Origin of the sequence: Erwinia aeris, assembly GCF_041224955.1 — a bacterium.
Lineage (GTDB): Bacteria > Pseudomonadota > Gammaproteobacteria > Enterobacterales > Enterobacteriaceae > Erwinia > Erwinia aeris.
Map to the genome: position 1 here is coordinate 1 of NZ_JBGFFX010000015.1, position 21,706 is coordinate 21,706.

Genomic DNA, 21,706 nt, shown 5'->3' on the forward strand with positions numbered 1-21,706 from the left:
ATGTCATTGAAGCTCTTTTTTCTCGCTTTGAGAAAGATAGAGATGCGGGTGTAAAAAGTGAATTACCTACTACAGCCTTGTTAGGTGAGATGCAAAATATAACTATACATGCAGGTTCTATTTCTAGATTTTTGTGGCCCTCGCCTACAAAAGATAAAGAAATGTCAGAATCACATAAGATTAGGGGTGAAACCCTCCGTAAAGTCCTTGATGTTAATGACAATAGCCCACTAAAGAATCGAGGGTTGAGAAATGCTATAGAACACTTTGATGAAAGATTAGATAAATATCTTTCATCAGAAATAACAGGAAATATATTTCCTGAGTATGTAGGGCCTCGACCTGAAGATGATGGGGTTCCACGTCATATTTTTAGAGCATACTTCATTGATGATTATACCTTTGTATTATTGAATGAGGAATTCGACTTATTTCCACTTATAGACGAAGTATACAGGGTTGCAAAAATCCTTGAAGGATTCAAAAGTAAAGGTGGTGTGTTTCGATTATAATTTATGATAAAGGCACACAGTAAGATTTATGATGGTGTCTTTTAGATATTAAATAGCAAAGCTTAGCCTTTATTGATAATCTGAAATCCATCCACTAAACAGCTCACTAATCTTGTAAAGGAGAACGTATGTCTCAATCACCTGATGAACTTCTTAAGAAGTTAGAGAAGGAAATTTCTGGCGTATTTTCCAATAATGGGTTTCCGAAAGATTCATTAAAGCAACTACTTGAAAACAGGAGCGTTATTGGAAGTGATGGTACAAAAATCACGCTTACAAGTGATAATAAAATGTCTATTGTTTACCCTGAAAAGAAGAATGAGGACGAGAAAGAGTCTTTCCCAAAAGTGCCTACTAGCGCGGAACTTAAAAGTAGAATTCAAGAAAAAAAAAGGCAGTTGGCTGGAAAAGATGAAGATTCCGGTACTTCGTACACTCCTCCTGGCTCTAAGGGATCTTGATAATCAGGCTCTAGCCTTACCTGTCTATGCTGAACGAGCCGCCTGGCTCGTTTTTTTCATTCTATTTATCTAATAACTATTTTCTTGCTATGCTACGCTCACCTTGTTACGGAGAAAGCATGGCTAAAGCCCATTGCAGTAAAACATTCACTATAGACGGTAGCCGGGTAACGCTGGCCGCTGGCGTCAAGTCTGGTCGTCCCGTAGTGGTGTTAGGCGTGCGATTGGCCACCAGCCACACGTCATCTGATCCGCTCGATTTCGTCACCATTGACTACCCAATGCGATCAACTGACAGCGCAGAGGCGTTTGTGTCTGGCGCAGATGAAGCCACAGCAAAGCGCGGGAAAACTGACGTGCTGGAAAAGTTTGGGGACGTTATAGAGAAAGTAACACATGCATTTGACAGCGATCGCGCAGCCCTGGCGCCGCGCCGAATTAACCCTTTTGAGGCCAATAAATGAAGTATCACATTAACGAAAATCTCAGTATTACAGTAAACGAAAAAGGCCAGGCCACAAAAAGCGATGTGGCCTGCCTGCTGGCCGTTATAACCGGCCTACGCCACGACGCTGAAGGCAGCGCTGGCGCGGCAAATGTCTTTGTTGGTGAAGATGAAACGCGCTATTGGGTGGCCAGGCCTGTTGCGCCAGGCGCTGAGCCTGATTTCTCCGATTATGCATCAATGATGCAGCTGGCACCGCACAACAACCCGGCTTTTTGCCAGGCTCTGGCGCGTAAATTAGGCCTGTTTATCAGCCCTGTACTCATGGACCAGGGGCATCTTGTGGGTGCATGGAAAGTCGAGCACATGGCTCATTACGGCGTCACCAATTTTAAGGAAAACGGCTGGCAGCACGGCACGCATGAGCCGGTACAGGAAACCTCTGCCAATCTGTTTGAAGCGATTTGCCGCGCCGCCATGCGTGTTGCCGGTGTTGGTCGTCGGGCCTATCTCTTTACCCCTGACCCGGACAGCACAGATTCCCAGCTGGTCTTTCTCAGTGACTGGGTACGGGACTGGATAATTCAGAGCACCACTGATGGCGATCGTCTAAAGCCCATTCCCGCCCTGGACGCTTATGCGATTTGCGGTATTGACGAAGACAATGCGATGCGCATTCTTCGCGAACAAACCGAAGAAGCAAAACAGGATGTTGATGCTGAGTCACTGGCGTCAGCTACGGGCATCCCGGCCACTGCTGAGTAAATCGGGCACGGGCTAACAGAGGGGGGAACACTTACCCCCTATTTTACTAATTACTGAATTATTGTTTACACATAACATTATGAATGGACGAACCCCAACAGCTGACGAACGCCGGTTCATGGATAAAATGGGTAAATTACCCTGTATTGCCTGCCTGTTGAATGGCCAGCACACTACTGAGATCAGCCTGCATCACATCGATGGCCGCACTAAGCCCGGCGCGCACTTTAAGATCCTTCCCTTATGCGTTTATCACCACCAGCACTCGGCACCGCACGAAATCCGGTTACGGTATCCGTGGCTTGTACCTGTCCATGCCTGCGGCAAGGTCGGCGGCCGCGCCGTGTTTGAGCAGCATAACAATACGCAGTCTTTTTTGCTGGAACTGTGCCATGCGCTAATCGAGAAAATGGACGCGGGTATGACGCTGACTGAGAATGTCTGATGGCGAGATTTTATTCCGCGCTACTTACTGGCTGGTATTTTTATGACAGGAACCGTTTCACGGCCCTTTTATTAGCGTTATTGGCTCAAATTGCCTTCATCGGCATGTAGCAATGGCGGGAGAAGTTATGACCGAGATAGTCCTGACCGTTGGTGTCTATAACGACAATTCCTATGTAACCAATGGCGTTGATAGTAGCGATCTTAAAAGCCATATTCAGTACAACCTCAATAATCGCCCAGGTCGTGCCTTTTTTGTGGATGGGAAATGTCACAATGAGGGGTATTTAGGTAAGCAGCGCTGCGATGAATGGGAGAAGTGGATAGCCGATAATTTACAGACTCCCGCGACTTGTACGGCCCCTTACATCTGAGCGCTGCTAAGATAAGCTGGCCCGCATCACGCGGGCTAAATCATAAAGCTATAGCTTTCCAGTACTGAAACCGTCATCGGCAAACCAAGCTTTAACAAGTATGCTAAAAATTCCTCTGCACTGATAGCCGGATTTTTAAGTGCCATTCGCTGTTGTTGCACAGCTTTTAATACCAAAGCAAGGTTTAAATCAATCAGGTCCATTATGAATTCATCTGGATGGATTGCTTCGATATTTAGTTTATCCAGGCTTTCACCAGGAAAATCCTTCAAATTAAAAGTCACAATGACTTCTGCATTACTTTTTATTGCAGCTGCGACTACATGCCTGTCATCCTCGTCAGGCAACGATAACCCCGGAATCAACGGTTCAAAGCCACTTACAAGGGCGTCAGGAAGCGCTTTGTCCATTAGCGCTTCTATACGCCTAACCTTTTCCGGGGAAATTTCTGGCACATTCTTAACTAAGTTTCTTTGCCATTCATCATGGATGGTAGCAGTCCATTTTGGCTGGTATAAACCACTTAATCCAAGCCGAACAAGGAGGTCGCGCAGCAAGTTCGGATAGATAACACATGCATCAAGTACAACCGGATAAGGCGAATGGTTCATCAGTAAAGACCAAGTTCTTGGCTTAGATCTGCCAGCTCTTGCATTGCATCATTGCTTTCGCTTTCACGTTCAGCTTTATAGTGCATCAAATCTGCAAATAGCACGCGGCGATGGCGGCCAGTTTTATGAAATGGCAGCTTCCCTTCTTCTAAAAGTTTCACCATATGAGGACGTGATACATTCAGAATATTGGCGGCTTCCTGTGTAGTCAATTCAGCATGTACCGGTACAACCTGCACCGCGTTACCCACGGCTAATTCACCCAGGATTTTCATTAACAGCGTCAGTGATGACGTTGGTAATTCAATCTGATGTGTTTGGTCGTTGGCATCCTGAATCGATATTTTCTGTGTTTCAAATTTCGTAGAGAGAAATGTTGCCAGTTCTCTTTGACCACGCAAGGCAACCTCAATTTCCTTCTGAGCCGGTAGGCTTACATTTTCCAGAATTGAGTTAGTCATAGTTTTCCAATTTCCAAGTTCGTGAGTTTCAGATTTTAAGTTTCAGTTTTCAGATTATGATAATCAGTATCAGATTTTAAGTTTCAGTTTTCAGACTTAGAATTCAATTTGATTTACAGTTTTAAGCACTTAAGTTTGAGTTTTTCAGCATTCAATTTCGGTTGCCATTACCGTTGACGATACCGTCAACACAGCAATAGTAATCGAAACAAACGAAAAGCGCAACATTCGAAACAAACGAAACAGCAACGCGCTTCCCTTCCGTAGTCTTGGTCTTCGCACTAATCATACTAAGTATGATTAAGTTACTGATATAAAGTAAATTTGACAAAATTATGTTTATTTATCTAATATGGTGATGTTGAGGCGGTTTTGGTTGGGGTGTTGCTTTCGACAAGCAACAAATTGACTTCATGTTCAATTTTCAGCACGACGTCCGGGATCACCACAGCGAAGAAAGAAACCGCCTACACGGCGGTTTTTTTCTTTCTGAGGTATACCAATGGTTCAACGAATTCTTATCGCCACACTGTCACAGAGTAAGCCCATGCTGGTGGAATGCGTCTTCAGTGAAGGCGTACTGGTTATGGCCGATCCAGTCACGTATCCACCGTCTCGGGACACCCTTATAACCGAAATGCTCCCCCGCCTCATTAAACGCCGCGCAAGCGGGTTTAAGGTGCTGGTAGATGAAGTATCAGGTGAGTTTTCCAAAATGTCGGGCGCCAGCCAGGTGCGGCTTAATGATGCGCATACTGATGGTCGTCCGGTTATCTCTGTTGCGCTCGACCGCTATCAGGAAATGCGCCGTACCAAAAGCATCATTACGCCACAGACCGGTACAGGATTTGAAATCCCCCAAAGCCTGATCGACACCTCAAGCAACAATAAAGGCGAGACGGTTTATAACATCAACTGGCCTGAAGTGACCGCCAGCCACGTTCTGACGATCCTGAGCGTCTACGCAACGCTGCATAACCGTCCAGGTACGGCTGACTATATCGCCAAACTGACAGCGGCCTTTTCTATGAAAACACCAGCAACGCCTTCGGCAGACTGGCTGATCGAACATCAAAACGCCAAAGAGAAACCACCCGCAACGCTCACGGGCGAGTCGCGGCCAGACGGGTCGATTGTGTTATGAGCACCTATAGCAGACTCGACGACCGGTATATCGATGACGATGTGATCCGCTCGTTTATGCATAACGAGGTTGTTGCCAAGTCCACCAGCCAGGACATCGATCTGAAATCGCACGACATCACGCCCGATGAAGAATTCCGCCCCGACCTCGTGGCTTATCGCATCTGGGGTACGGAGGAATTGCGATGGGCCGTGCGAATTATCGCGGGTACTGAGGCGGAATGGGACCCGTTACCTGTCGGCGCCATTATTTACGCGCCGCCACTCGCCTGGTTACGCGATCGCATCCGGCACTTCGCCAGCGACGGTCAGGTATCTGACACCGTTGATACTGACTGAGGGGCGATAAATGGCTGACTTTCAGAAAGACCAGAGCGGGCGCTATATCACAACCGGGCTGTCTCCCAGGCAGTTTGACCGTGTATTTGACGCCATCCACCAGGACCGTCAGAAACGCAGAAGGCGAAAAGCCCGTCAGCTGACGCCCGCCGTCCTCAAAAATAAGAGCCTGGATGAAATCCTGAAGCTGGGGAAGAAGCAGGTCGGGACATTTTTCACTAAAGACGATCTCAAAGGGTTTGAGCAGAACCGCAAAACAGTCAGGAAACAGTTTACCGGCACGCAACCGGGTATTACACACGCGCAGCTGGTGGCCCACTCCAGAAGCATTGACGTTAAACGTGCCAACAACAAAGTGGACGACGGTTCCGGCATCTCTAACGCCGCGTTCAAAGGAATACGGCAAAACATAGCCCTTATTGACGTTACCGCGTCACAGCGATCCGTTCATAACAATCATCGCGTCGAAATTCGGTTTGAAGAATGGGACCAGGCAATGGATGACGCGGCCGGTAATAACGTTGCCGCCCAGCAGCGCCTGGTTAAAAACATGGTTAAAGGCCGCGTATCGGTTAACTGTGATTGCGGCCGATACCAGTACTGGTATCGCTACATCGCCACAGCGGGCAATTTCACGATCGCCCCGCCGAAAGAATTCGTTTATCCAAAGCTAAAAAACCCCCAGCTGGAGGGCGTTGCATGTAAGCACATTATTCATGCGCTTACCCGTATGCAGGGCGCGGGCTGGCAAAGCCGCGTACTGATGACGCTGCGAAAAAATGCCCAGGGAGAGCACTACGGAGACGATCCCAAAAAAACCACGGAATATTTCTCCGACGAAGAGATTAAACGCCTCAACCGCAACAGAAAAAGCCAGATAGACCAGCGAGCCGCCCGCGCCGAATTTGACCGCTATCAGTCGCGTCTCGATGCGCTGGCCGGAAAGCTGAAGGCGGTGGACAAACAACAGCTGGCCACAACCCGCAAACAGCTCATTAAGGCGCGCACCGTTACACAACGCGAACAGGCCCGCCGTGAAGCCGCACAGAAAAAACTTAGCCAGGCGCGCGCTGAACGCGACGCATTAAAGCAGCAGCTGGCGGACACGCTAAAAATGCAAAAGCAAGTATTCATAGACGCGCAGGTTATGGCCGGTAAAACCCCGGAAGAAGCCCGCCGCGCCTATGCCGATCACGTTAAAAATAAATTAGGTAAATGATATGGGCCGTTTTGACAGCTTTTTCACTGATGACGAGTCGGAATTACCAGAAAATGCACCGATTGAAGTTAGTACCGCAATGGATGATGTCCAGAGCGTAACAGGTGCGCCAGATAAAGCCGCAGCCGCCTTTACTCTTCTGGGTGAGGCTGGCGAACCGGAAAGCGAACAAAGTGCGCCAGAGGGCGATACAGCGAGCACTGACGTTGACCCGACCCGCGCTGCTCTGCCCGCGCAAATTGCCGACCGACCGCAAACGGTAATGAGAGCGCGCTTCTCCGGGCACGCTCTTTTTAACGATCTGGTGCGTCGGGACTGGCAGCGCGCCATTGCCGCCGATCCACTGGCCTATGATGGCCTGCTGTATGTGCCAACCGATGCGAGCGCCGCCGAAACCGCCCCCGATGCCGGTAGCGATGAAGAACCGGCCTTTACTGAAATAAACGCCAACCAGAAAACCCTCAGCTACAGCGATCCCGTGCTGGTGGCCATACTCGACTGCCCGGATGAACGATCGGAGTTTTCCGCAGCAGACAGCGACGGAGAAACCGATGGCGGCGTTGATGACGTGATGATATTGCGCATTGCGCCGCCACTGGCTGTACTCGACGCCGCCAGTGATGATGACGAACACCCTGTATCACGCGCCTTTGTGCCCGTTGGCTCGATCCTCGAATGGAATGAAGCCCTTGCTGACGGTAGCGAGTCACGCAGCTGGTGGTATGTGCATCGTATTTTCACCTATGGAACCGCCTCTGTTGGCTCGTTGTATTACTGCATCCCGGCGCGCAACTTCGATACGGTGATGGGTGACGGGAATGATTAAGCCAAACCAGAGCATTATTGCGAGCCTGAAAGAAGTACAGCTTGAGCCGACCGGCGAATATGAAGTGAGTGGCTTCCACGAGGTGGATGCAGAGGTGGCCAGTTATATAAGCCGTATCTTCGACAATGCGCGTATTAATACGGTAAACGCTGAGAACAAAGCATTTGACCGCTTTACTGAGAGCGCACCCGCGAGGCGCGTCGTTGTCGGGAAATTCGACTCCCTCATAGAGTTATTGCAAATGCTCCGCCGTGCCCGTGGCCGTCTGACCTCCCCAAAAATCAGCACGGATGAATTGCCGGTTATCAACGTCAGCCGGTCGTTCGACGTTGTGTATTCCACCAGCGATCAGAAGCGGGATTCCGCTGCCGGGCGAAAACTGGACATTATCAGTGACGCACACACCGGCACGCCGTTTGCCGCCCTGGATCGATCGCAGGCCGCGTTAACCTATACCGTTGCCGCATTGGCTTTCGAAAAAGAGACGCTGGCGCTAATGCTCAATGCCATCTCGATGCATCTCAGGTTTGCAGTACATCAGTCATTTCGCGTTAACGTGAGCGTGGCCAGAACCCCTGTCGATCTCGATTGCACGTTTACCGACTCCCGCGACCTGATTTGGTCTGATATGTCCGCACCTGTTTCGACTGATCGCCTGTATGCCGCCTCAATAACGCTGACCGTTAACACCGATATTGTCCGCGCGCTTGCAGTACGGTCAGTACAGCACCGCACGCAGATTGTGTCCGCCGCGACTAAGGGGTAAGGGTAATGGCGAAGAATGACACCGGCAGGCAGCAAATGAGCCAGCTGTTTCTCCAGTCGGCCTACGTAATCGTCGACAAAAACCAGATCGAGATCCCGCGCTCTATGATTACTACCGCGTCATACATGGAAGTAATGAACATGAAATCGCCGGTTTTACAGCTGAAAATTCGCGACGTAACGAACCATGTTACGAATGAGATCGGTATAAAGCCCGGATCGCGCGTGGCAGTGACAATGGGCGGCGGCGTCAGTCAAAATGGTGAGGTATGGGCTGAAACGATGGCTGTCGTATCAATGCCATATAGCGGCGACGTGCTGACGATGAACCTTGTCCCGGAAGCGCTTCAGACGCTGTGCCAGCCCGCGCCAAAACCCGCCTTTTTCGTGGAACAGCAACCTCTCACCATTTTGCGGGCGCTGTTGCCTCCCGGTATTCGTCTGGTGCCTGATGCTTTCCCCCGGATGATGACTTATCACCTCAACATGATGCAAAAGCCCACCAGCCTGATAACGGGGATGGCGACCGATAATGGCGCGCGTGCATGGCTGGCGCGCGGCAGCCTGAATTTACGCGTGCTGACGGCGCTAAACAGCCAGAAGCCCGCGTTCATCTATGAGATGAACAACCCGCAGGCCGAACGCACGCTAACCAGAATGAGCGCCATCAATCAGGACGCTACCTTTCTCGACAAAGTGCGCTTCCGCTTTACAGGCTACAGCGAAACAGAGGGCTTTATCTCCGTTGGTAATCCGGCCTATCCCGTGAAGCAGGTATCACATGCCGATCGCGCTTCATTGCGTAACCAGCTTTATACGCTGATCCCGAAACTGGATGCTGAATGTGAAGGCAATGAGGCACTGACGCCTGGCATGATGCTGTCGGTGGTTATCCATCGCTATAACTCAGAAAGCGGGCTTGATGAAAGTCTCCCTAAAAATATGATCGTAATGAGCGTGACACATCACGAAGACCGGCGCGCCTACGTCTGCCGTATGATTTTAGGAGTTGTTGAAAGTGCATAAAATTGACGGCAAACGCCGGGCTGTGGTGATCGCTACGGTCGCCGAAGGCAATAAAATGAAGGCACAGATACGCGTCCTGGGCGAATGGGAAGGCATAGGCGATGACGCGCTCCCGTGGGCCGAATATTTGCTGCCGGTTGACCGCGCCTTTGTGCCAACGAAACCCGGCGATCTTGTATGGGTAGAATTCCCTTATAACGGAGACAGCCGCCGACCCATGATCGTAGGCGCCGCGCAGGATTGGGCTGGTGGCGTGCCAAACGTGGCGCCGGAAGCTTCTGGCGTGGGAGAACAATACAGTCCACCAGCTAAAGAAGGCGCGCCGCCCGCGCCCGCGCTGACGCCCACGGCGGATATGGTCTTAAACCGCGACGGGGTATTGATCATACGTACTGCCGGTGGCGCTTACTCAATGACGCGCACAGCTGATGGCACGACAATCGGCTTTAACGAAGCGGGCGACGTGAACATTTTGAGCGAAGGACAAACCTACGTTAACGCGACCGGCAATGTAACCCTGCTCACCGGGGGCGATGTCAGCATTGAAGCAACGGGGAAAATATCCTTCAAAGCAGCTGAAATCGAGCTTGCCGCTGGCTCAATCAACATGACTCAGGCATAACAATCGCAAAATATAGATATTAATTGCCTTTATATCTATATTTAGCTTGTTAATATAGATATAAACATCTATATTATGTTCATCCAATGAGGATATGTTCTTTAAAAATGTGAGGTCAAGGAATGCCGGAACTGATGTGGCGCAAAGCGGCGCGTAAGCAGCTTCTCGCAATCAGAGACAAAAGCGACAGAGAGGCAATAAATGCAGCGGTGAACGAGCTAAAAAAGTTTCCGCTTCAGCCACCAAATCTGGACGTAAAGCCTCTGACAGCAGGAGAAGCTGATTACCGACTAAGATGGGGAAATTATCGTGTGTTATTCGACTATGTTAAAAACGAAGAACCAAAGATAATCGCCATCCAGCAGGTTGCCAGACGCACCAGCAAGACTTATTAAACGAAGGCCGGTTTACCGGCCTAACCTCACATCCCTCATTCTTACCGGTCTATTTATATGAGAAAAGATATGATTGAGTTCATCACTGACAGCGCCGGAAAACGCAAAGCGGCGATCGTACCCATTGAACTGTTTGAGAAACTGACTGAAAACGCCGATCTGGCTGAGCTATGGGAACCAGTACCGTATAACGCCGGGAAAAACGACGACGCTCTTATCCCCGGTGAAGTGGTCGAAATCACTATTCAGAAAGGCGTTACGCTTCATGCTGCGTGGCGCCTTTTTCGCGGCTTAACGCAAAAGCAGGTAGCTGAAGCGCTGAACATCACACAAGCCTCAGTATCCGCGATGGAAAAAAGCGAAAAGCCACGTAATTTGAATCTGCAAAAGCTCGCAGAACTGTACGACTGCCAGCCTGAGCAATTGACTGATGACTAACTGAAAGGCCGGGAAACCGGCTTTTACTTTGCATGGTCGGTAGGCGACTGATTTACCGACTCACTTAATCCCATGTTCAGACGGTGCAAACCTGAAGGTACGCTTCCCGAACGGGCTGACTTTTATCTGAGTGAAGCCTTCACGGTCTAGCAGTCTTGCCATCACGGCTGACGCTGGCAGGCATGAGGCTTCCAGATTGTGTCCAGGCGCCACCCTTTTCAATTCTTGCAGCATGAATTTTCCCATTCCCTGACCACGGCTGCTTTCTTCAACACCAAACATTCTTATCTCGATATGAGACGCCAACCCGCTTGCATCATTTCTACCTGTCAAAAGCGCAAAACCAATAGTCTTACCTGAGCGTTTGTCATCAAATATGAACAGGAAATCGGCGATCATCACATCCCTTTCATGGGCATTTGTTACCTGCAATAATTCTTTCTCAAATTCCCTTAAAAAGTTGTCACCCTCGAAGTAAAAACACCCGTTGGCCAACCCTTTCTGCACCTCGGAAAGGACAAATTTAACGTCACTTTTCTTGCCCAACCTGCTGTTTATTGAGGTCTTTTTCCAACCAAACATAATTCCGCCCTCCTTATGGTTTAAAGAGCATAAGCATAACTAATCGCCATGTTTGATAAAAGCCAACACATTAGGAATGGTTAATAAAATTCCCCACCAGGCAGTAGCAATTTGATCCTCTATCCCGCCGTCCATCAACAAAAAGCTTTGGTTTCAGTCTATCTAATATATGATTAGTTGAATAGACATAACCCGGAGATCACTCTTTGTTCACGCTCTTCAAAAACGCCTGCGTTTACACCTTAAAGCGCCCCGAAGCGATCGACATGGCCAGGCTCAATGAATTACTCACTGCTTACCCTTTCTCGCCCTGCGCCGCTAACGATATGTCACGCACTGGCTGGCGGCCAATCACAAGGGACAGCGACCGCTTTTACCATGCTGCTGGTAAAAACATTCTGCTGGTGGCTCAAAACCAAAAGAAAATGCTGCCGTCACCGGTAGTGCGGGAAATCCTTAATGCGCGCGTAGAAAAACTTGAGCAGGAGCAATCACGCCGCCTTAAGTCGCCGGAAAAAGCCACTCTCAAAGAGGAAGTGCTGCATTCACTATTGCCGCGTGCATTTACACGAGACAGTTTTACTCAAATCTGGATCGACCTTGAGCGCGGGCGCATCGTGGTTGATACCCTCAGCCCGCGTAATGCAGAAACCGCGCTGGCACTGCTGCGTAAATCTTTAGGAAGCCTGCCGGTTGTTCCGATCATGGCCGCCAGTCCACCCGCGATGGAACTGACAGCCTGGCTTAAGATGCAGCGTGCGCCCGCACCATTCATGCTGGGCGACATCACTACGGCCAAAGTTGAAAGTGTTTTGGAAGCGGGCGCCACAACAACTTTTAAAAAAGAGCCTGTATGCAGTGAAACGCTTGAGACATCTCTGTCAGATGGCCGTATCGCTTCCTCGATCGCCGTGCAGCATGAAAGGAGGTTCAGAACAGATGTAACCCTGAGCGACGACCTGGTGTTTAAGCGCATCGGTTATAGCGATGTATTCGTTGAAGCCAACAATGATATTACGGTTGATGATGATGAAAATGAGGCACAGGCGCTGGCGCGGCAAGACGCCGATTTTATTCTGATGTGCGACACCCTCGGCTCTGTCATCGCTGATACGCTGGCGGCGTTCGGCGGAGAAAGTGAGAGCTGATGCTAACTTATGGCTCTGTTTGCAGCGGCGTCGAGGTGGCAACGCTTGCCTGGGAATCTATGTGCTGGCGTGCGTGCTGGTTTTCTGAGATTAAAAATTCCCTTCCGCCGTTCTGACCCATCACTGGTCAGATGTGCCCAATCTGGGCGATATGACTACGCTACCGGCTCGGGTTCTGGCGGGAGAAGTGCCCGTGCCAGATTTGCTGGTTGGTGGCACGCCGTGCCAGGCCTTTTTCGATCATGGGGATGCAAAGCACATATGAATGCACTAAAAGCAAACTAATCCGATGACATTTAGGTTATGACAAAGATAACCATGACATATAGATAATGACATTTGGGGATTTCAGAGGGAATTTACCCTATGACATTTGGGTATACCTTGATGTCACAGGAGGTTTGACCCGGCCCCCATTGACCAGTACATACCCCGAGGTCAAAAATGCAGCAGAATTGACGCAGTGCAATCAGGTGTTAAGTGCTTTGATCGGCAGCTATGCAATTGGAACGGGCATCAGAAAGGTACGGAATTGTCTAAATTGGTAGGGGTATTTCAATGGGCTTCATCCAGCATTATAAAGTGCCGTACAATGGAGCCAGTATGATCTGCTAATCGCAGTTTTTGTTCTAAAAGGGGATCGCTCAGCGTTTCCCAGTTTTCATACTTATAGTCTGAATGCTCAGATGATGAGTCATTTCCCGAATGAAAACTAAGTAAGCTACCTGTGTCAGTTCTTCTGGCGTACATGCGCGGGCTGTATATGAAACACTGTCAGCAAGTTGGTTGAATAGCGATTCAATCGCCGTATCAGTAATAAGATTAGCGCCGTTAAAATACCGTTTACTGAGCGCGCACAACAGATCGTCGTGGCAGGTAGCATTACCATTGACCGGCATGATCCTTTTATCAGCTTCAATAATTTCTTCGGTCAGATATATGATCATTTCAAGCGCATAGGAACTCAACTGCCCGCCCGTGCCTATTTTCTTTAAAACATCGTCGTAACCTGCCGCAGTCGTAACTGATATACCGGCGGTTGCCCATAAAAACTGGGTCTGATGTGCTGAAACAGAAAATTCGAATTCATTCATAATGTGCATCCAAAAATGGGATCGGTAGATCGTTTGAGTTGGGCAAACGGGAGTATAGCCAAGTTATCTGGCCAGGCGTAAGGTCAGTGCAGACAGGCACTGAAGAGGTAAATGTCACTGGCAGGAATGACCGGTGCTGTAGTGACTGCACCGGTCATTCAGACGAACTTTATGTTTTAACCCACCCAGGTTCGGCCACCGGAGTCCAGCCAGGAAAATAACCGAACTGGATATTCACTGCGCCGGGGGATTCTGGTGAAAGAAGCTGAGCAATGAACCATCACGCACCGGTACTGCTTATAGATGGCCTTCGTCAACTGGGTTCCATCGCCCGGCGGCGACGATATTGAATTGCTTAGGCTGGGCCTGCATGTGCAGGAAACAGAGAAAGCATACGGCTGCCATGCCGGATATTTATCAGGCATCCGGGGTGAACAGTTTTTTAATGAATGTGGTCGCCGTTCTGATGCCTGCGACGGTAATGGTATGCGATACGTTTTCTTCAAGGGTGAGTTCAACCTTGACCCCTGCTGCACATAGTGCCTCAGCCGCTTTTTGACTTTCAGTCCAGCCGATAACCGGATCGGATTTACCATGAATCAGTAATGCCGTAGATCCTGCAATGGGCTGTAATGGTTGCGGGGATGCTAGTCGTCCCGAGAAAGCCACAACGCCCGCAAGCGAATAGTCTCCCCGAACTAACGCATCCATAGTCATTATCGCCCCCTGGGAAAAACCTGCCAGCACAACGCGATCCTTTAAAGGATTAATGCCCAGCTCCCTGAACAGGTCAGTTAACGTTGCATCAAACGCTTCACGGGCCGCTGCTATACGCGCCGGACGGCTCTCTTCAGTAATACCACTCACACTGAACCACTGAAAGCCTGGGCCCATATCAAAGGCAGACGGGCCATCCGGTAAAGCGATGAAGGCATGTGGCATCGCCTGTTGCCAGTGTTCCGCCACCGCTTGCAAATCACTACCCCGGCTGCCTACACCGTGTAACAGGACAATCAGATCCCTGTTCATCATTTTTCCTCTAATACGTAAGCACGCATATCAGGCCCTTCGGGCACGATACCGGCAGGGTTCAGGGCGCGGATTGAATAGTACCCCTGTTTGATATGGTCAATATTCACCGTGCTGCTGATACCGGGTATCGTCAGGACCCGACGGGTATAACGGTCAAGATGAGCGTATTCCCTGAGCTGGCGAAGATTGCACTTGAACAGTCCATAATAAGCCGCGTCAAAACGAATGAGCGTGACAAACAGGCGAATATCAGCTTCGGTAAATGCATCACCACATAAAAAATCACGTCCGTCAGCAAGCCGGAGTTCCAGCTTATCCAGCATACCGAACACATCCCTTACGGCTTCAGCGTAACTGACCTGCGTGGTGGCAAATCCCGCACGGTAGACGCCGTTATTCAGTAAGGGATAAATTTCGGCGTTCAGGCTGTCAATTTCGCTCTGAAGCGAAGCGGGACAGAGGTCAATGTTCGTCCGGGCGAGATCGCCAAACCCGCTGTTAAACATACGTACTATATCGGCAGACTCATTGTTGACGATCGTGTGGGTTTTCTTGTCCCATAACACCGGAACCGTTGCCCGCCCGGTAAACGTGTCATCTGCCCGGGTGTAAAGCTGATGTATCCATTCAGCATTATTCAGCGTATCCCGGTCAGCACCCGGATAGTCGCCAAAATGCCAGCCTTCATCCAGCAGCCAGGGTTCGACAACCGATACGCTGACCACGTCTTCCAGCCCCTTCAGTTTACGGGCAATCAGCGTGCGGGAAGCCCAGGGACAAATCAGCGCCACGTAAAGGTGGTACCGCCCGGGCTCTGCGATGAAGCCGGCGTCACCGGTGATACCTGCAGCGCCGTCTGGCGTTACCCAGTGACGAAAACTTGAGGTCTGACGTACAAAGCCGCCTTTTTCGTCGGTAGCCTGCACCGGGTGCCATTCTGCCGTCCATTTTCCGTTAACCAGCATGGTGCCTTCCTCAACCTTTAAATGAAGTGGGTTTTAACGCGTATTTACCATCACCGGTTAAGGCGAGCACAATCAGGCCAACAATCCAGAACGCAGGAAATTCCCAGCCGCCGTTCGGGTTAGTGAAGAAAAAGCCCGCCGGGCCATGCACCGTGGTGATAGCCCCCAGTAGAACAGGGATCAGCACTACGGCAACCACGCGGGTATACACGCCAAGGATCAGCGCAATGGCACCGACAAGTTCAACGGTCATTGTCAGATAGGCAAGGCTGCCGGGCAGTCCCAGGGAAGCAAAAAATTTCGCGGTGCCCGCTGGCGTAAAAACAAAAAACTTCAGGCCGAAATGCGCCAGAAACAGAATGCCTAAAGCAAGGCGCATGATAAGTGCTGCATAAGGTGTGGTGCGGTGATCGAACATTGTATATTCCTCTCATTAGTTGATGAGAGAAAGGTACTATGTTTCTGATGTGATGATTATCCTGCCAGAAAGAGCATGTTTGTTTCCAAAATGGAAATTATAGCCAGTTTTCTTCCCACTTCGGCTGACCGGCAAATGACTCCGCCAGAAAATCGATGAATGCCCGGGAACGCTGTGCAAGATATTTTGCCGGCGGATAAATAGCATAAAGGCCGAGCGGCGGGGCCTCATAACGGGAAAGTACCGGTACAACCAACCCACTTTTCAGTGCTTCACCAGCCACAAAAGCAGGTAGTCGCGCAATACCAAATCCTTCAAGAGCTGCACGCAGGCAAACTTCCGCGTTGGAGAACTTCATTCGCCCCCGCACTGGCTGTACATGCAGCGCCCGTGTTTCGTCGAGGAATGGCCAGACAAAGGGATCGCGGAAGTTGGTGTCCACGATGCAGTCATGTTGAGAAAGCTGATCCCAGTGTGACGGGCTGCCTTTCTGCTGCAGGTAAGCTTTTGACGCGACCATCACGATGCGTATATTGCAGAGCTTACGTGCTATCAGGTTGCTGTCAGTGAGATTGCCGATACGCAGCGTTAAATCGAATCCCTCATTAACCACATTTACCAGGCGGTCAGCAAAGCTTACATCCAGCTCAATATCAGGATAACGGCGGGCAAAAGCAATCAGATGCCCGGTAAGCTGGGTGGAACCGAAGGTGACCGGGGCCGAGATCCTTAATAAGCCAGAGGGGGTTTTAGAGGCGTTAAGAACGTCATCATTCAGCGCATCATATTCTGCCAGCAAGGGGCGAATACGTTCGTAATAGGCCAGACCAACTTCCGTGGGGTTTAAGGACCGGGTACTGCGGATGAACAGGCTGACGGCCAGTTCATGTTCAAGACGGGTGATCAGTTTGGATGCCTGGCCGTGGCTGGTCGACAGCCTCTGTGCCGCGGCGGTAAAACTGCCTGTTTCCATCACGGCAATAAACATGCGATCGCAGTCGAGTCTTTCCATCTTCCTGTCCACTGAGTGTCAAATTTCTGTCAGCTACCATAGCAAATTAACAGGCAGGCCTTCAAAAAAGAGCCTAACAAATACAGTCTTTATAAAACCTGCCCAGTGCGCCTGTTTTTCTCATTACTTACTTAATTTAAGGTAGTCATATAAATTAATCTGCATTTAATGTTATCTGACAGGCATTATGCATGGCTGGCAAATCACCACTGCGTCCCCCCGAAGAACGCCTGCAAGCCCGGGTCGCTGAATGCCTTTTATCCGGTACATGCCGCGGTGTGGCGGATTAAACGGGCACGTAATTGAACGTAGCAAAGGACACACTACGGCGAATGTTTCATGCAGGCGTGCGTATATTCAGGGACATTCGTAATGCTGACGCGTCTACCGGCGAGCAATGTTTCTCCTGCCCACTCATGCCACTCTCTATTTTAATTCCACATTTCACCTGTTTTTTTTAACAAAATTCTCAGGCGTGATATGTGCCTTTCTGTTGAGCCGTGTGCGCTGCCAGCACGTCCATTAGTGCAGGAGACAGACAGTCATAGGTTTCCAGACCAAGCTTGTTCAGGCTGCTTCTCACCTCATCCATCTGTGATACCGGAGTACCACTCTCAATAACTGAAGAAACAAAGGCTGCGAATGCGGGGGCCGACCAACCTGACTGTTCAGAAAGCTCAGTATGTACGAAATCCAGACCGTGGAAAGCATGGCCTTTATTTTCGATACGACCATACATGTGCACACCACATTCTTTACAGGCGTGACGCTGAATAGTGGCGCTTTCATCAACAATATTGAGTTTTTCCGCATTAGCAACAACACTCACTTTTTCGCGGGGAACTACCGCGATTATCGCGAAAGTTGCACCTTCAGGTTTCCAACATTTGCTGCAACCACAGGCATGATTGTGCATTGTTTGAGCCTGAACGATAACTTCAACTGGATGGCGGGCACAATGACACTTCAATGTTCCGCCCGAAAAGTTTTCGCCCGCTGGTTTGAAACCATTATTTTATTGCAGGGTGCAGGTTGATATTAGCCATGGCAGTTTCCTTATTGATAATATAAAAACGTGCTGCTGAATATAAGCCAGCACGCTTCAGCTCTGGGATAAAAGCGATTAGTAATGAATGACGGTACGGATTGATTTGCCCTCATGCATCAGATCAAAGGCGTCGTTAATCTTTTCCAGCTCCATGGTGTGTGTCACGAAAGGCTCAAGTTCGATGTCGCCTTTCATCGCGTCTTCGACCATGCCAGGCAGCTGAGTTCTACCTTTAACGCCACCAAATGCGGAACCTTTCCACTGACGGCCTGTGACCAGCTGGAATGGACGCGTTGAAATCTCTTTACCTGCGCCTGCCACGCCGATAATCACGGACTGGCCCCAGCCGCGATGAGAGCTTTCCAGCGCAGCCCGCATTACATTGACGTTACCGATACATTCAAAAGAATGGTCAACACCCCATCCGGTCATTTCAATAATCACTTCCTGAATAGGCTTGTCGAAGTTGTTTGGATTCAGGCATTCAGTGGCACCGAATTTCCTGGCCAACTCGAATTTGGCCGGGTTGGTATCAATGGCAATAATGCGACCGGCTTTAGCCTGACGAGCACCCTGCAAGGCAGCCAGGCCGATACCACCTAAACCAAAGATGGCAACTGAATCGCCTTCCTGAACTTTTGCGGTGTTGTGAACCGCGCCGATACCAGTTGTGACACCACAACCAAGCAGGCATACGTGTTGGTGGTTGGCTTCCGGATTAATCTTCGCCAAAGAGACTTCTGCAACAACGGTATATTCACTAAAGGTTGAACAGCCCATGTAGTGGAAAATTGGCTGACCGTTATAGGAAAAACGTGTGGTGCCATCAGGCATCAGACCTTTACCCTGTGTAGCGCGAACGGCGACACAGAGGTTGGTTTTTCCTGATTTACAGAACAAACACTCTCCACATTCAGCAGTGTAAAGAGGGATAACGTGATCGCCAGGCACGACGCTGGTCACCCCTTCCCCGACTTCTACCACCACGCCCGCGCCTTCATGACCCAGTACGGCCGGGAAAATACCTTCCGGATCGTCACCAGACAGCGTAAAGGCATCGGTGTGACAAACGCCGGTATGGGTAATTTTAACTAATACTTCACCAGCGCGAGGTGGCTCAACGTCGATTTCTACGATTTCGAGCGGCTTACCTGGACCAAATGCAACTGCGGCACGTGATTTCATAGGGGTTCCTTTAAAGGTTTAGGCACAGACAGGCTGCTTCTGCATACTGTCCAGGACATTGATTAATTAGCGCAGATACGTCCGTATCAGTGAAACGGCGTCATCAATGGATGCATCTCTCGATTCTGCTGTGGAATTAACGCTTTTAAATTCTTCCCGCAGGTGACTTTCCAATACTCCCGCCATCAGACCGTTTACTGCGCCCCGAATAGCAGAAATTTGTTGAAGCACCGGACTACAGTCATCCCCACGTTCCAGGGCCAATTCCAGTGCTTCCAGTTGACCGCGTACACGCTTGACGCGGGCAAGGACTTTCTTCTTTTCTTCTGGTGTATGTGGCATAGGCGTTCACCTCATGGATAGAGGGGGGAGCATATCTGGATACTGTAGGGGGGTATAGTATATTTACATTTCAATGAGAGAAAAAGTCTACAAGGCACTTGTCTGTAGATTTATTTCTCTTAAGAAACAATCATAGGTCTGTAAAGAAAGATTCATGAAGACAGCGAACACGTTATTCACTATTCAATTTGTATACTTTCCACATTTCGCCAGTTTATTTCCTGCTGATTACTTTTCTTGTGCGCTATTTTGCGTTTCGACTTTACTGTAAAGTAACCCTCTGATTTTCATCCAGGTACTCACGATGACAGCAGTGATTTCGACCGAATCTTTCAGTAGTATTGTCCACTTTGTGACGGCCGCAAATTCAAGCAGCTTTACCGAAGCGGCTGAACAACTTGGCGTATCGAAATCGGCAATTGGCAAGAGTATTCAGAGACTTGAGCATAATCTCGGCATTTCATTGTTTCATCGCACAACGCGTAAAATCAGCCTGACTACCGAAGGTGAAGCGTATCTGGCAAGTTGCCAAAGTGCGCTCGAAACCCTGCAAATGGCAGAGTTGGCGCTGCGCTCAAAGCTTACAGAACCTACTGGCACAGTAAGAATAGATCTGCCCGCTGCATTTGGCCGCTCGGTGATGATGCCGGTGCTTATGGGCATGACAAAACGCTATCCGCATCTGAAGCTGACCATCATTTTTAACGACCGTATCATTGATCCGCTGGATATTGGTTTTGACCTTGCTATCCGCTTTGGTCCGGTTAAAGACACCACCGACCTTATCGCGCGTAAGCTGAACGACCAGCATCTGATTATCTGCGCGTCACCCGCCTATATTTCGACGTACGGTAAGCCTGAAACGCTGACCGAACTGGCCGCGCACCGCTGTATTCTTGCCTGGCGCGGTGGCGCACCGCTTAGCTGGCTAATCCGTGACGAGAGCGGCAAGGACATCAGACTTAAACCCACGCCTTTTCATCAAATCAGTGATGGCGATGCCATGATCGATGCCTGTATTGCCGGAGCCGGTTTAATTCAGTTTCCTGAAGCGCTTTTGCGACCACATATACAAGCTGGCAAGCTGGTGCCATTGCTTGCTTCCTGCAATCCAGCGCCCACCGAGCTGAATGTGATATGGCCCCGCGCCCGACACTTGCTACCCGGCGTACGTTTTATCATTGATGAGTTGATCGAATTAGCGGCACAGAAAGCATTTGAATGATTGTAGATATTATTTCCACACTCTGTCCCCTTAGAGCCTGTTTATCCATCTCAGCTATCAGCGTAGGATTTCTTCATCGTCAGGATGTCTGACAATTCATCCACTCATGAAGGGGTTCTACCATGCCAGTCGTTAATATTCAGATGTTCGATGGTCGTGATGATGCTAAACCTGCTATCGCTAAAGCAGTAACTGAAGCTATCGCAACCCACGCCAAAGTTGACCCACAGTATGTCTATGTCATTTTCAACGACGTAACCACCGACAACTGGGCAATCTCAGGTGAAATTTTTTCTGAGACACTGAAAAAATCGGGCTGATATTGAGCGCGTCTTAGTCACAGCCGCCGTTATGCTCCCGCGCATAACGGCAAATTCCTCTTGTGGTGAATGTCTTCCTCTCTTCTTTGCACGTTTGCCTGCGCCCATAGTTCTGGAGATTATTATGAAAAATGAAATCACCTGTGTTTTTAACCTGGCCGTTAATGACGGACAATTCCCTGCATTTAAAGAATTAGTCTCACGCGTGGTGGAAGCCACCAGTAAGGAACCTGGCACGCTCAGCTATGTCTACAGCGTCAGTGAAGATCAGCAAACGGCACACATCGTCGAGCGTTACCGGCAGGAAGATGTGGTGAGCCATGTTGACCATACGTTTGCCCCTTTTGCCGAAACCTTTCTCTCTTTGGTCACAATTACCGGTCTGACAGTTTATGGCGAACCCGATGCTGAAATCCGCAAGCGATTAGATCCGTTTGGTGCCGTGTATATGAAACCTTTTGATGGGTTTACACGTTAGTTTTTCACATT

General features: G+C 49.6%; 30 protein-coding genes and 1 pseudogene. 20 read left to right on the forward strand and 11 right to left on the reverse strand.

Annotated features, from left to right (window positions below; translation table 11 throughout):
• The 6 genes from AB6T85_RS19905 to AB6T85_RS19930 form a co-directional block, all read left to right on the forward strand.
• On the forward strand, positions 1-512 hold a 512-nt coding region (locus AB6T85_RS19905), incomplete at its 5' end, for a hypothetical protein (protein WP_369896426.1).
• Positions 513-640: 128 nt separating this feature from the next.
• Positions 641-973 carry a hypothetical protein gene (locus AB6T85_RS19910; protein WP_369896427.1) on the forward strand — a complete coding sequence of 111 codons (333 nt, stop codon included), beginning with the start codon at positions 641-643 and terminating at the stop codon, positions 971-973.
• A 119-nt stretch (positions 974-1,092) separates the two neighbouring features.
• On the forward strand, positions 1,093-1,437 hold the full coding sequence (locus AB6T85_RS19915) for a hypothetical protein (RefSeq protein ID WP_369896428.1): 345 nt from the start codon (positions 1,093-1,095) through the stop codon (positions 1,435-1,437).
• Positions 1,434-2,183 carry a hypothetical protein gene (locus AB6T85_RS19920; RefSeq protein WP_369896429.1) on the forward strand — a complete coding sequence of 250 codons (750 nt, stop codon included), beginning with the start codon at positions 1,434-1,436 and terminating at the stop codon, positions 2,181-2,183. Before AB6T85_RS19915 ends, AB6T85_RS19920 begins: the two co-directional genes overlap by 4 nt.
• Before the next feature lie 127 nt (positions 2,184-2,310).
• A complete protein-coding gene (locus AB6T85_RS19925; protein WP_369896430.1) occupies positions 2,311-2,628 on the forward strand; it encodes a Ref family recombination enhancement nuclease in 318 nt (105 codons plus the stop codon).
• Positions 2,629-2,755: 127 nt separating this feature from the next.
• Positions 2,756-3,001, forward strand: a complete 246-nt coding sequence (locus AB6T85_RS19930; RefSeq protein WP_369896431.1) for a hypothetical protein — start codon at positions 2,756-2,758, stop codon at positions 2,999-3,001.
• A gap of 35 nt (positions 3,002-3,036) precedes the next feature.
• Here AB6T85_RS19930 and AB6T85_RS19935 read toward each other — a convergent pair whose 3' ends face one another.
• Both AB6T85_RS19935 and AB6T85_RS19940 read right to left on the reverse strand, forming a co-directional pair.
• A complete protein-coding gene (locus tag AB6T85_RS19935; protein WP_369896432.1) occupies positions 3,037-3,612 on the reverse strand; it encodes a PIN domain-containing protein in 576 nt (191 codons plus the stop codon).
• A complete protein-coding gene (locus AB6T85_RS19940) occupies positions 3,612-4,073 on the reverse strand; it encodes a helix-turn-helix domain-containing protein (RefSeq protein ID WP_369896433.1) in 462 nt (153 codons plus the stop codon). The genes AB6T85_RS19935 and AB6T85_RS19940 overlap by 1 nt, the downstream gene beginning before the upstream one ends.
• A gap of 502 nt (positions 4,074-4,575) precedes the next feature.
• On the opposite strand from AB6T85_RS19940, the gene AB6T85_RS19945 reads away from it, so the two are divergent.
• The 9 genes from AB6T85_RS19945 to AB6T85_RS19985 all read left to right on the forward strand — a co-directional run bounded on the left by AB6T85_RS19945 (position 4,576) and on the right by AB6T85_RS19985 (position 10,846).
• Complete coding sequence (locus AB6T85_RS19945; protein WP_369896434.1) at positions 4,576-5,217, forward strand: hypothetical protein; 642 nt, start codon at positions 4,576-4,578, stop codon at positions 5,215-5,217.
• Positions 5,214-5,555: a baseplate protein gene (locus tag AB6T85_RS19950; protein WP_369896435.1), complete on the forward strand. Its 342-nt coding sequence runs from the start codon at positions 5,214-5,216 to the stop codon at positions 5,553-5,555. The genes AB6T85_RS19945 and AB6T85_RS19950 overlap by 4 nt, the downstream gene beginning before the upstream one ends.
• 10 nt (positions 5,556-5,565) lie before the next feature.
• Complete coding sequence (locus AB6T85_RS19955; protein ID WP_369896436.1) at positions 5,566-6,774, forward strand: efflux RND transporter periplasmic adaptor subunit; 1,209 nt, start codon at positions 5,566-5,568, stop codon at positions 6,772-6,774.
• Position 6,775: 1 nt separating this feature from the next.
• Positions 6,776-7,600: a phage tail protein gene (locus AB6T85_RS19960; RefSeq protein ID WP_369896437.1), complete on the forward strand. Its 825-nt coding sequence runs from the start codon at positions 6,776-6,778 to the stop codon at positions 7,598-7,600.
• Complete coding sequence (locus AB6T85_RS19965; protein WP_369896438.1) at positions 7,593-8,366, forward strand: hypothetical protein; 774 nt, start codon at positions 7,593-7,595, stop codon at positions 8,364-8,366. The genes AB6T85_RS19960 and AB6T85_RS19965 overlap by 8 nt, the downstream gene beginning before the upstream one ends.
• A 5-nt stretch (positions 8,367-8,371) precedes the next feature.
• Positions 8,372-9,391 (forward strand): tail length tape measure protein, encoded by a 1,020-nt coding sequence (locus AB6T85_RS19970; protein ID WP_369896439.1) that lies wholly within the window; start codon positions 8,372-8,374, stop codon positions 9,389-9,391.
• Positions 9,384-10,013 (forward strand): baseplate protein, encoded by a 630-nt coding sequence (locus AB6T85_RS19975; RefSeq protein WP_369896440.1) that lies wholly within the window; start codon positions 9,384-9,386, stop codon positions 10,011-10,013. Before AB6T85_RS19970 ends, AB6T85_RS19975 begins: the two co-directional genes overlap by 8 nt.
• Positions 10,014-10,135: 122 nt before the next feature.
• The gene (locus AB6T85_RS19980) at positions 10,136-10,408 is read left to right on the forward strand and encodes a type II toxin-antitoxin system RelE family toxin (protein WP_369896441.1); all 273 of its coding nucleotides are present in this window, start codon (positions 10,136-10,138) and stop codon (positions 10,406-10,408) included.
• 69 nt (positions 10,409-10,477) lie between these two features.
• Positions 10,478-10,846, forward strand: a complete 369-nt coding sequence (locus tag AB6T85_RS19985; RefSeq protein WP_369896442.1) for a helix-turn-helix domain-containing protein — start codon at positions 10,478-10,480, stop codon at positions 10,844-10,846.
• A 60-nt stretch (positions 10,847-10,906) separates the two neighbouring features.
• Here the strand turns inward: AB6T85_RS19985 and AB6T85_RS19990 are convergent, their stop codons facing one another.
• Positions 10,907-11,428, reverse strand: coding sequence for a GNAT family N-acetyltransferase (locus tag AB6T85_RS19990; protein ID WP_369896443.1), 522 nt, complete (start codon positions 11,426-11,428; stop codon positions 10,907-10,909).
• A gap of 206 nt (positions 11,429-11,634) precedes the next feature.
• Here AB6T85_RS19990 and AB6T85_RS19995 point away from each other — a divergent pair, with 206 nt between their 5' ends.
• Together AB6T85_RS19995 and AB6T85_RS20000 are read left to right on the forward strand one after the other, a co-directional pair.
• Positions 11,635-12,576, forward strand: coding sequence for a recombination-associated protein RdgC (locus tag AB6T85_RS19995; RefSeq protein WP_369896444.1), 942 nt, complete (start codon positions 11,635-11,637; stop codon positions 12,574-12,576).
• Positions 12,576-12,811: pseudogene (locus AB6T85_RS20000) on the forward strand (DNA cytosine methyltransferase); the annotation flags it as partial. The gene AB6T85_RS19995 and the pseudogene AB6T85_RS20000, both read left to right, overlap by 1 nt.
• Before the next feature lie 409 nt (positions 12,812-13,220).
• Here AB6T85_RS20000 and AB6T85_RS20005 read toward each other — a convergent pair.
• The 8 genes from AB6T85_RS20005 to frmR all read right to left on the reverse strand — a co-directional run bounded on the left by AB6T85_RS20005 (position 13,221) and on the right by frmR (position 19,672).
• Positions 13,221-13,670, reverse strand: coding sequence for a hypothetical protein (locus AB6T85_RS20005; protein WP_369896445.1), 450 nt, complete (start codon positions 13,668-13,670; stop codon positions 13,221-13,223).
• Positions 13,671-14,087: 417 nt separating this feature from the next.
• Positions 14,088-14,699 carry an alpha/beta hydrolase gene (locus tag AB6T85_RS20010; RefSeq protein ID WP_369896446.1) on the reverse strand — a complete coding sequence of 204 codons (612 nt, stop codon included), beginning with the start codon at positions 14,697-14,699 and terminating at the stop codon, positions 14,088-14,090.
• Positions 14,699-15,667, reverse strand: a complete 969-nt coding sequence (locus AB6T85_RS20015; RefSeq protein WP_369896447.1) for a glutathione S-transferase family protein — start codon at positions 15,665-15,667, stop codon at positions 14,699-14,701. Before AB6T85_RS20015 ends, AB6T85_RS20010 begins: the two co-directional genes overlap by 1 nt.
• A gap of 10 nt (positions 15,668-15,677) precedes the next feature.
• Positions 15,678-16,085: a DoxX family protein gene (locus tag AB6T85_RS20020; protein WP_369896448.1), complete on the reverse strand. Its 408-nt coding sequence runs from the start codon at positions 16,083-16,085 to the stop codon at positions 15,678-15,680.
• 97 nt (positions 16,086-16,182) lie between these two features.
• A complete protein-coding gene (locus AB6T85_RS20025) occupies positions 16,183-17,097 on the reverse strand; it encodes a LysR family transcriptional regulator (protein WP_369896449.1) in 915 nt (304 codons plus the stop codon).
• Between the two features lie 469 nt (positions 17,098-17,566).
• A complete protein-coding gene (gfa, locus tag AB6T85_RS20030) occupies positions 17,567-18,067 on the reverse strand; it encodes an S-(hydroxymethyl)glutathione synthase (protein WP_369896450.1) in 501 nt (166 codons plus the stop codon).
• Positions 18,068-18,220: 153 nt separating this feature from the next.
• Positions 18,221-19,330, reverse strand: coding sequence for an S-(hydroxymethyl)glutathione dehydrogenase/class III alcohol dehydrogenase (locus tag AB6T85_RS20035; protein ID WP_369896451.1), 1,110 nt, complete (start codon positions 19,328-19,330; stop codon positions 18,221-18,223).
• Positions 19,331-19,396: 66 nt separating this feature from the next.
• On the reverse strand, positions 19,397-19,672 hold the full coding sequence (gene frmR, locus AB6T85_RS20040; RefSeq protein ID WP_369896452.1) for a formaldehyde-responsive transcriptional repressor FrmR: 276 nt from the start codon (positions 19,670-19,672) through the stop codon (positions 19,397-19,399).
• 304 nt (positions 19,673-19,976) lie between these two features.
• Between frmR and AB6T85_RS20045 the strand changes: the two genes are divergently transcribed.
• From AB6T85_RS20045 to AB6T85_RS20055, 3 genes are all read left to right on the forward strand, one after another.
• Positions 19,977-20,897, forward strand: a complete 921-nt coding sequence (locus tag AB6T85_RS20045) for a LysR family transcriptional regulator (RefSeq protein ID WP_369896453.1) — start codon at positions 19,977-19,979, stop codon at positions 20,895-20,897.
• 122 nt (positions 20,898-21,019) lie between these two features.
• Positions 21,020-21,217: a tautomerase family protein gene (locus AB6T85_RS20050; RefSeq protein ID WP_369896454.1), complete on the forward strand. Its 198-nt coding sequence runs from the start codon at positions 21,020-21,022 to the stop codon at positions 21,215-21,217.
• A gap of 124 nt (positions 21,218-21,341) precedes the next feature.
• Positions 21,342-21,695 carry a putative quinol monooxygenase gene (locus tag AB6T85_RS20055; protein ID WP_306213367.1) on the forward strand — a complete coding sequence of 118 codons (354 nt, stop codon included), beginning with the start codon at positions 21,342-21,344 and terminating at the stop codon, positions 21,693-21,695.
• Positions 21,696-21,706: the final 11 nt, after the last annotated feature.

Coding starts and splice junctions, on each gene's coding strand:
- AB6T85_RS19910 (WP_369896427.1), top strand. CDS start 641: ATGTCTCAATCACCTGATGAACTTCTTAAGAAGTTAGAGAAGGAAATT.
- AB6T85_RS19915 (WP_369896428.1), top strand. CDS start 1,093: ATGGCTAAAGCCCATTGCAGTAAAACATTCACTATAGACGGTAGCCGG.
- AB6T85_RS19920 (WP_369896429.1), top strand. CDS start 1,434: ATGAAGTATCACATTAACGAAAATCTCAGTATTACAGTAAACGAAAAA.
- AB6T85_RS19925 (WP_369896430.1), top strand. CDS start 2,311: ATGGGTAAATTACCCTGTATTGCCTGCCTGTTGAATGGCCAGCACACT.
- AB6T85_RS19930 (WP_369896431.1), top strand. CDS start 2,756: ATGACCGAGATAGTCCTGACCGTTGGTGTCTATAACGACAATTCCTAT.
- AB6T85_RS19935 (WP_369896432.1), bottom strand. CDS start 3,612: ATGAACCATTCGCCTTATCCGGTTGTACTTGATGCATGTGTTATCTAT.
- AB6T85_RS19940 (WP_369896433.1), bottom strand. CDS start 4,073: ATGACTAACTCAATTCTGGAAAATGTAAGCCTACCGGCTCAGAAGGAA.
- AB6T85_RS19945 (WP_369896434.1), top strand. CDS start 4,576: ATGGTTCAACGAATTCTTATCGCCACACTGTCACAGAGTAAGCCCATG.
- AB6T85_RS19950 (WP_369896435.1), top strand. CDS start 5,214: ATGAGCACCTATAGCAGACTCGACGACCGGTATATCGATGACGATGTG.
- AB6T85_RS19955 (WP_369896436.1), top strand. CDS start 5,566: ATGGCTGACTTTCAGAAAGACCAGAGCGGGCGCTATATCACAACCGGG.
- AB6T85_RS19960 (WP_369896437.1), top strand. CDS start 6,776: ATGGGCCGTTTTGACAGCTTTTTCACTGATGACGAGTCGGAATTACCA.
- AB6T85_RS19965 (WP_369896438.1), top strand. CDS start 7,593: ATGATTAAGCCAAACCAGAGCATTATTGCGAGCCTGAAAGAAGTACAG.
- AB6T85_RS19970 (WP_369896439.1), top strand. CDS start 8,372: ATGGCGAAGAATGACACCGGCAGGCAGCAAATGAGCCAGCTGTTTCTC.
- AB6T85_RS19980 (WP_369896441.1), top strand. CDS start 10,136: ATGCCGGAACTGATGTGGCGCAAAGCGGCGCGTAAGCAGCTTCTCGCA.
- AB6T85_RS19985 (WP_369896442.1), top strand. CDS start 10,478: ATGATTGAGTTCATCACTGACAGCGCCGGAAAACGCAAAGCGGCGATC.
- AB6T85_RS19990 (WP_369896443.1), bottom strand. CDS start 11,428: ATGTTTGGTTGGAAAAAGACCTCAATAAACAGCAGGTTGGGCAAGAAA.
- AB6T85_RS20005 (WP_369896445.1), bottom strand. CDS start 13,670: ATGAATGAATTCGAATTTTCTGTTTCAGCACATCAGACCCAGTTTTTA.
- AB6T85_RS20010 (WP_369896446.1), bottom strand. CDS start 14,699: ATGAACAGGGATCTGATTGTCCTGTTACACGGTGTAGGCAGCCGGGGT.
- AB6T85_RS20015 (WP_369896447.1), bottom strand. CDS start 15,667: ATGCTGGTTAACGGAAAATGGACGGCAGAATGGCACCCGGTGCAGGCT.
- AB6T85_RS20020 (WP_369896448.1), bottom strand. CDS start 16,085: ATGTTCGATCACCGCACCACACCTTATGCAGCACTTATCATGCGCCTT.
- AB6T85_RS20025 (WP_369896449.1), bottom strand. CDS start 17,097: ATGGAAAGACTCGACTGCGATCGCATGTTTATTGCCGTGATGGAAACA.
- AB6T85_RS20035 (WP_369896451.1), bottom strand. CDS start 19,330: ATGAAATCACGTGCCGCAGTTGCATTTGGTCCAGGTAAGCCGCTCGAA.
- frmR (WP_369896452.1), bottom strand. CDS start 19,672: ATGCCACATACACCAGAAGAAAAGAAGAAAGTCCTTGCCCGCGTCAAG.
- AB6T85_RS20045 (WP_369896453.1), top strand. CDS start 19,977: ATGACAGCAGTGATTTCGACCGAATCTTTCAGTAGTATTGTCCACTTT.
- AB6T85_RS20050 (WP_369896454.1), top strand. CDS start 21,020: ATGCCAGTCGTTAATATTCAGATGTTCGATGGTCGTGATGATGCTAAA.
- AB6T85_RS20055 (WP_306213367.1), top strand. CDS start 21,342: ATGAAAAATGAAATCACCTGTGTTTTTAACCTGGCCGTTAATGACGGA.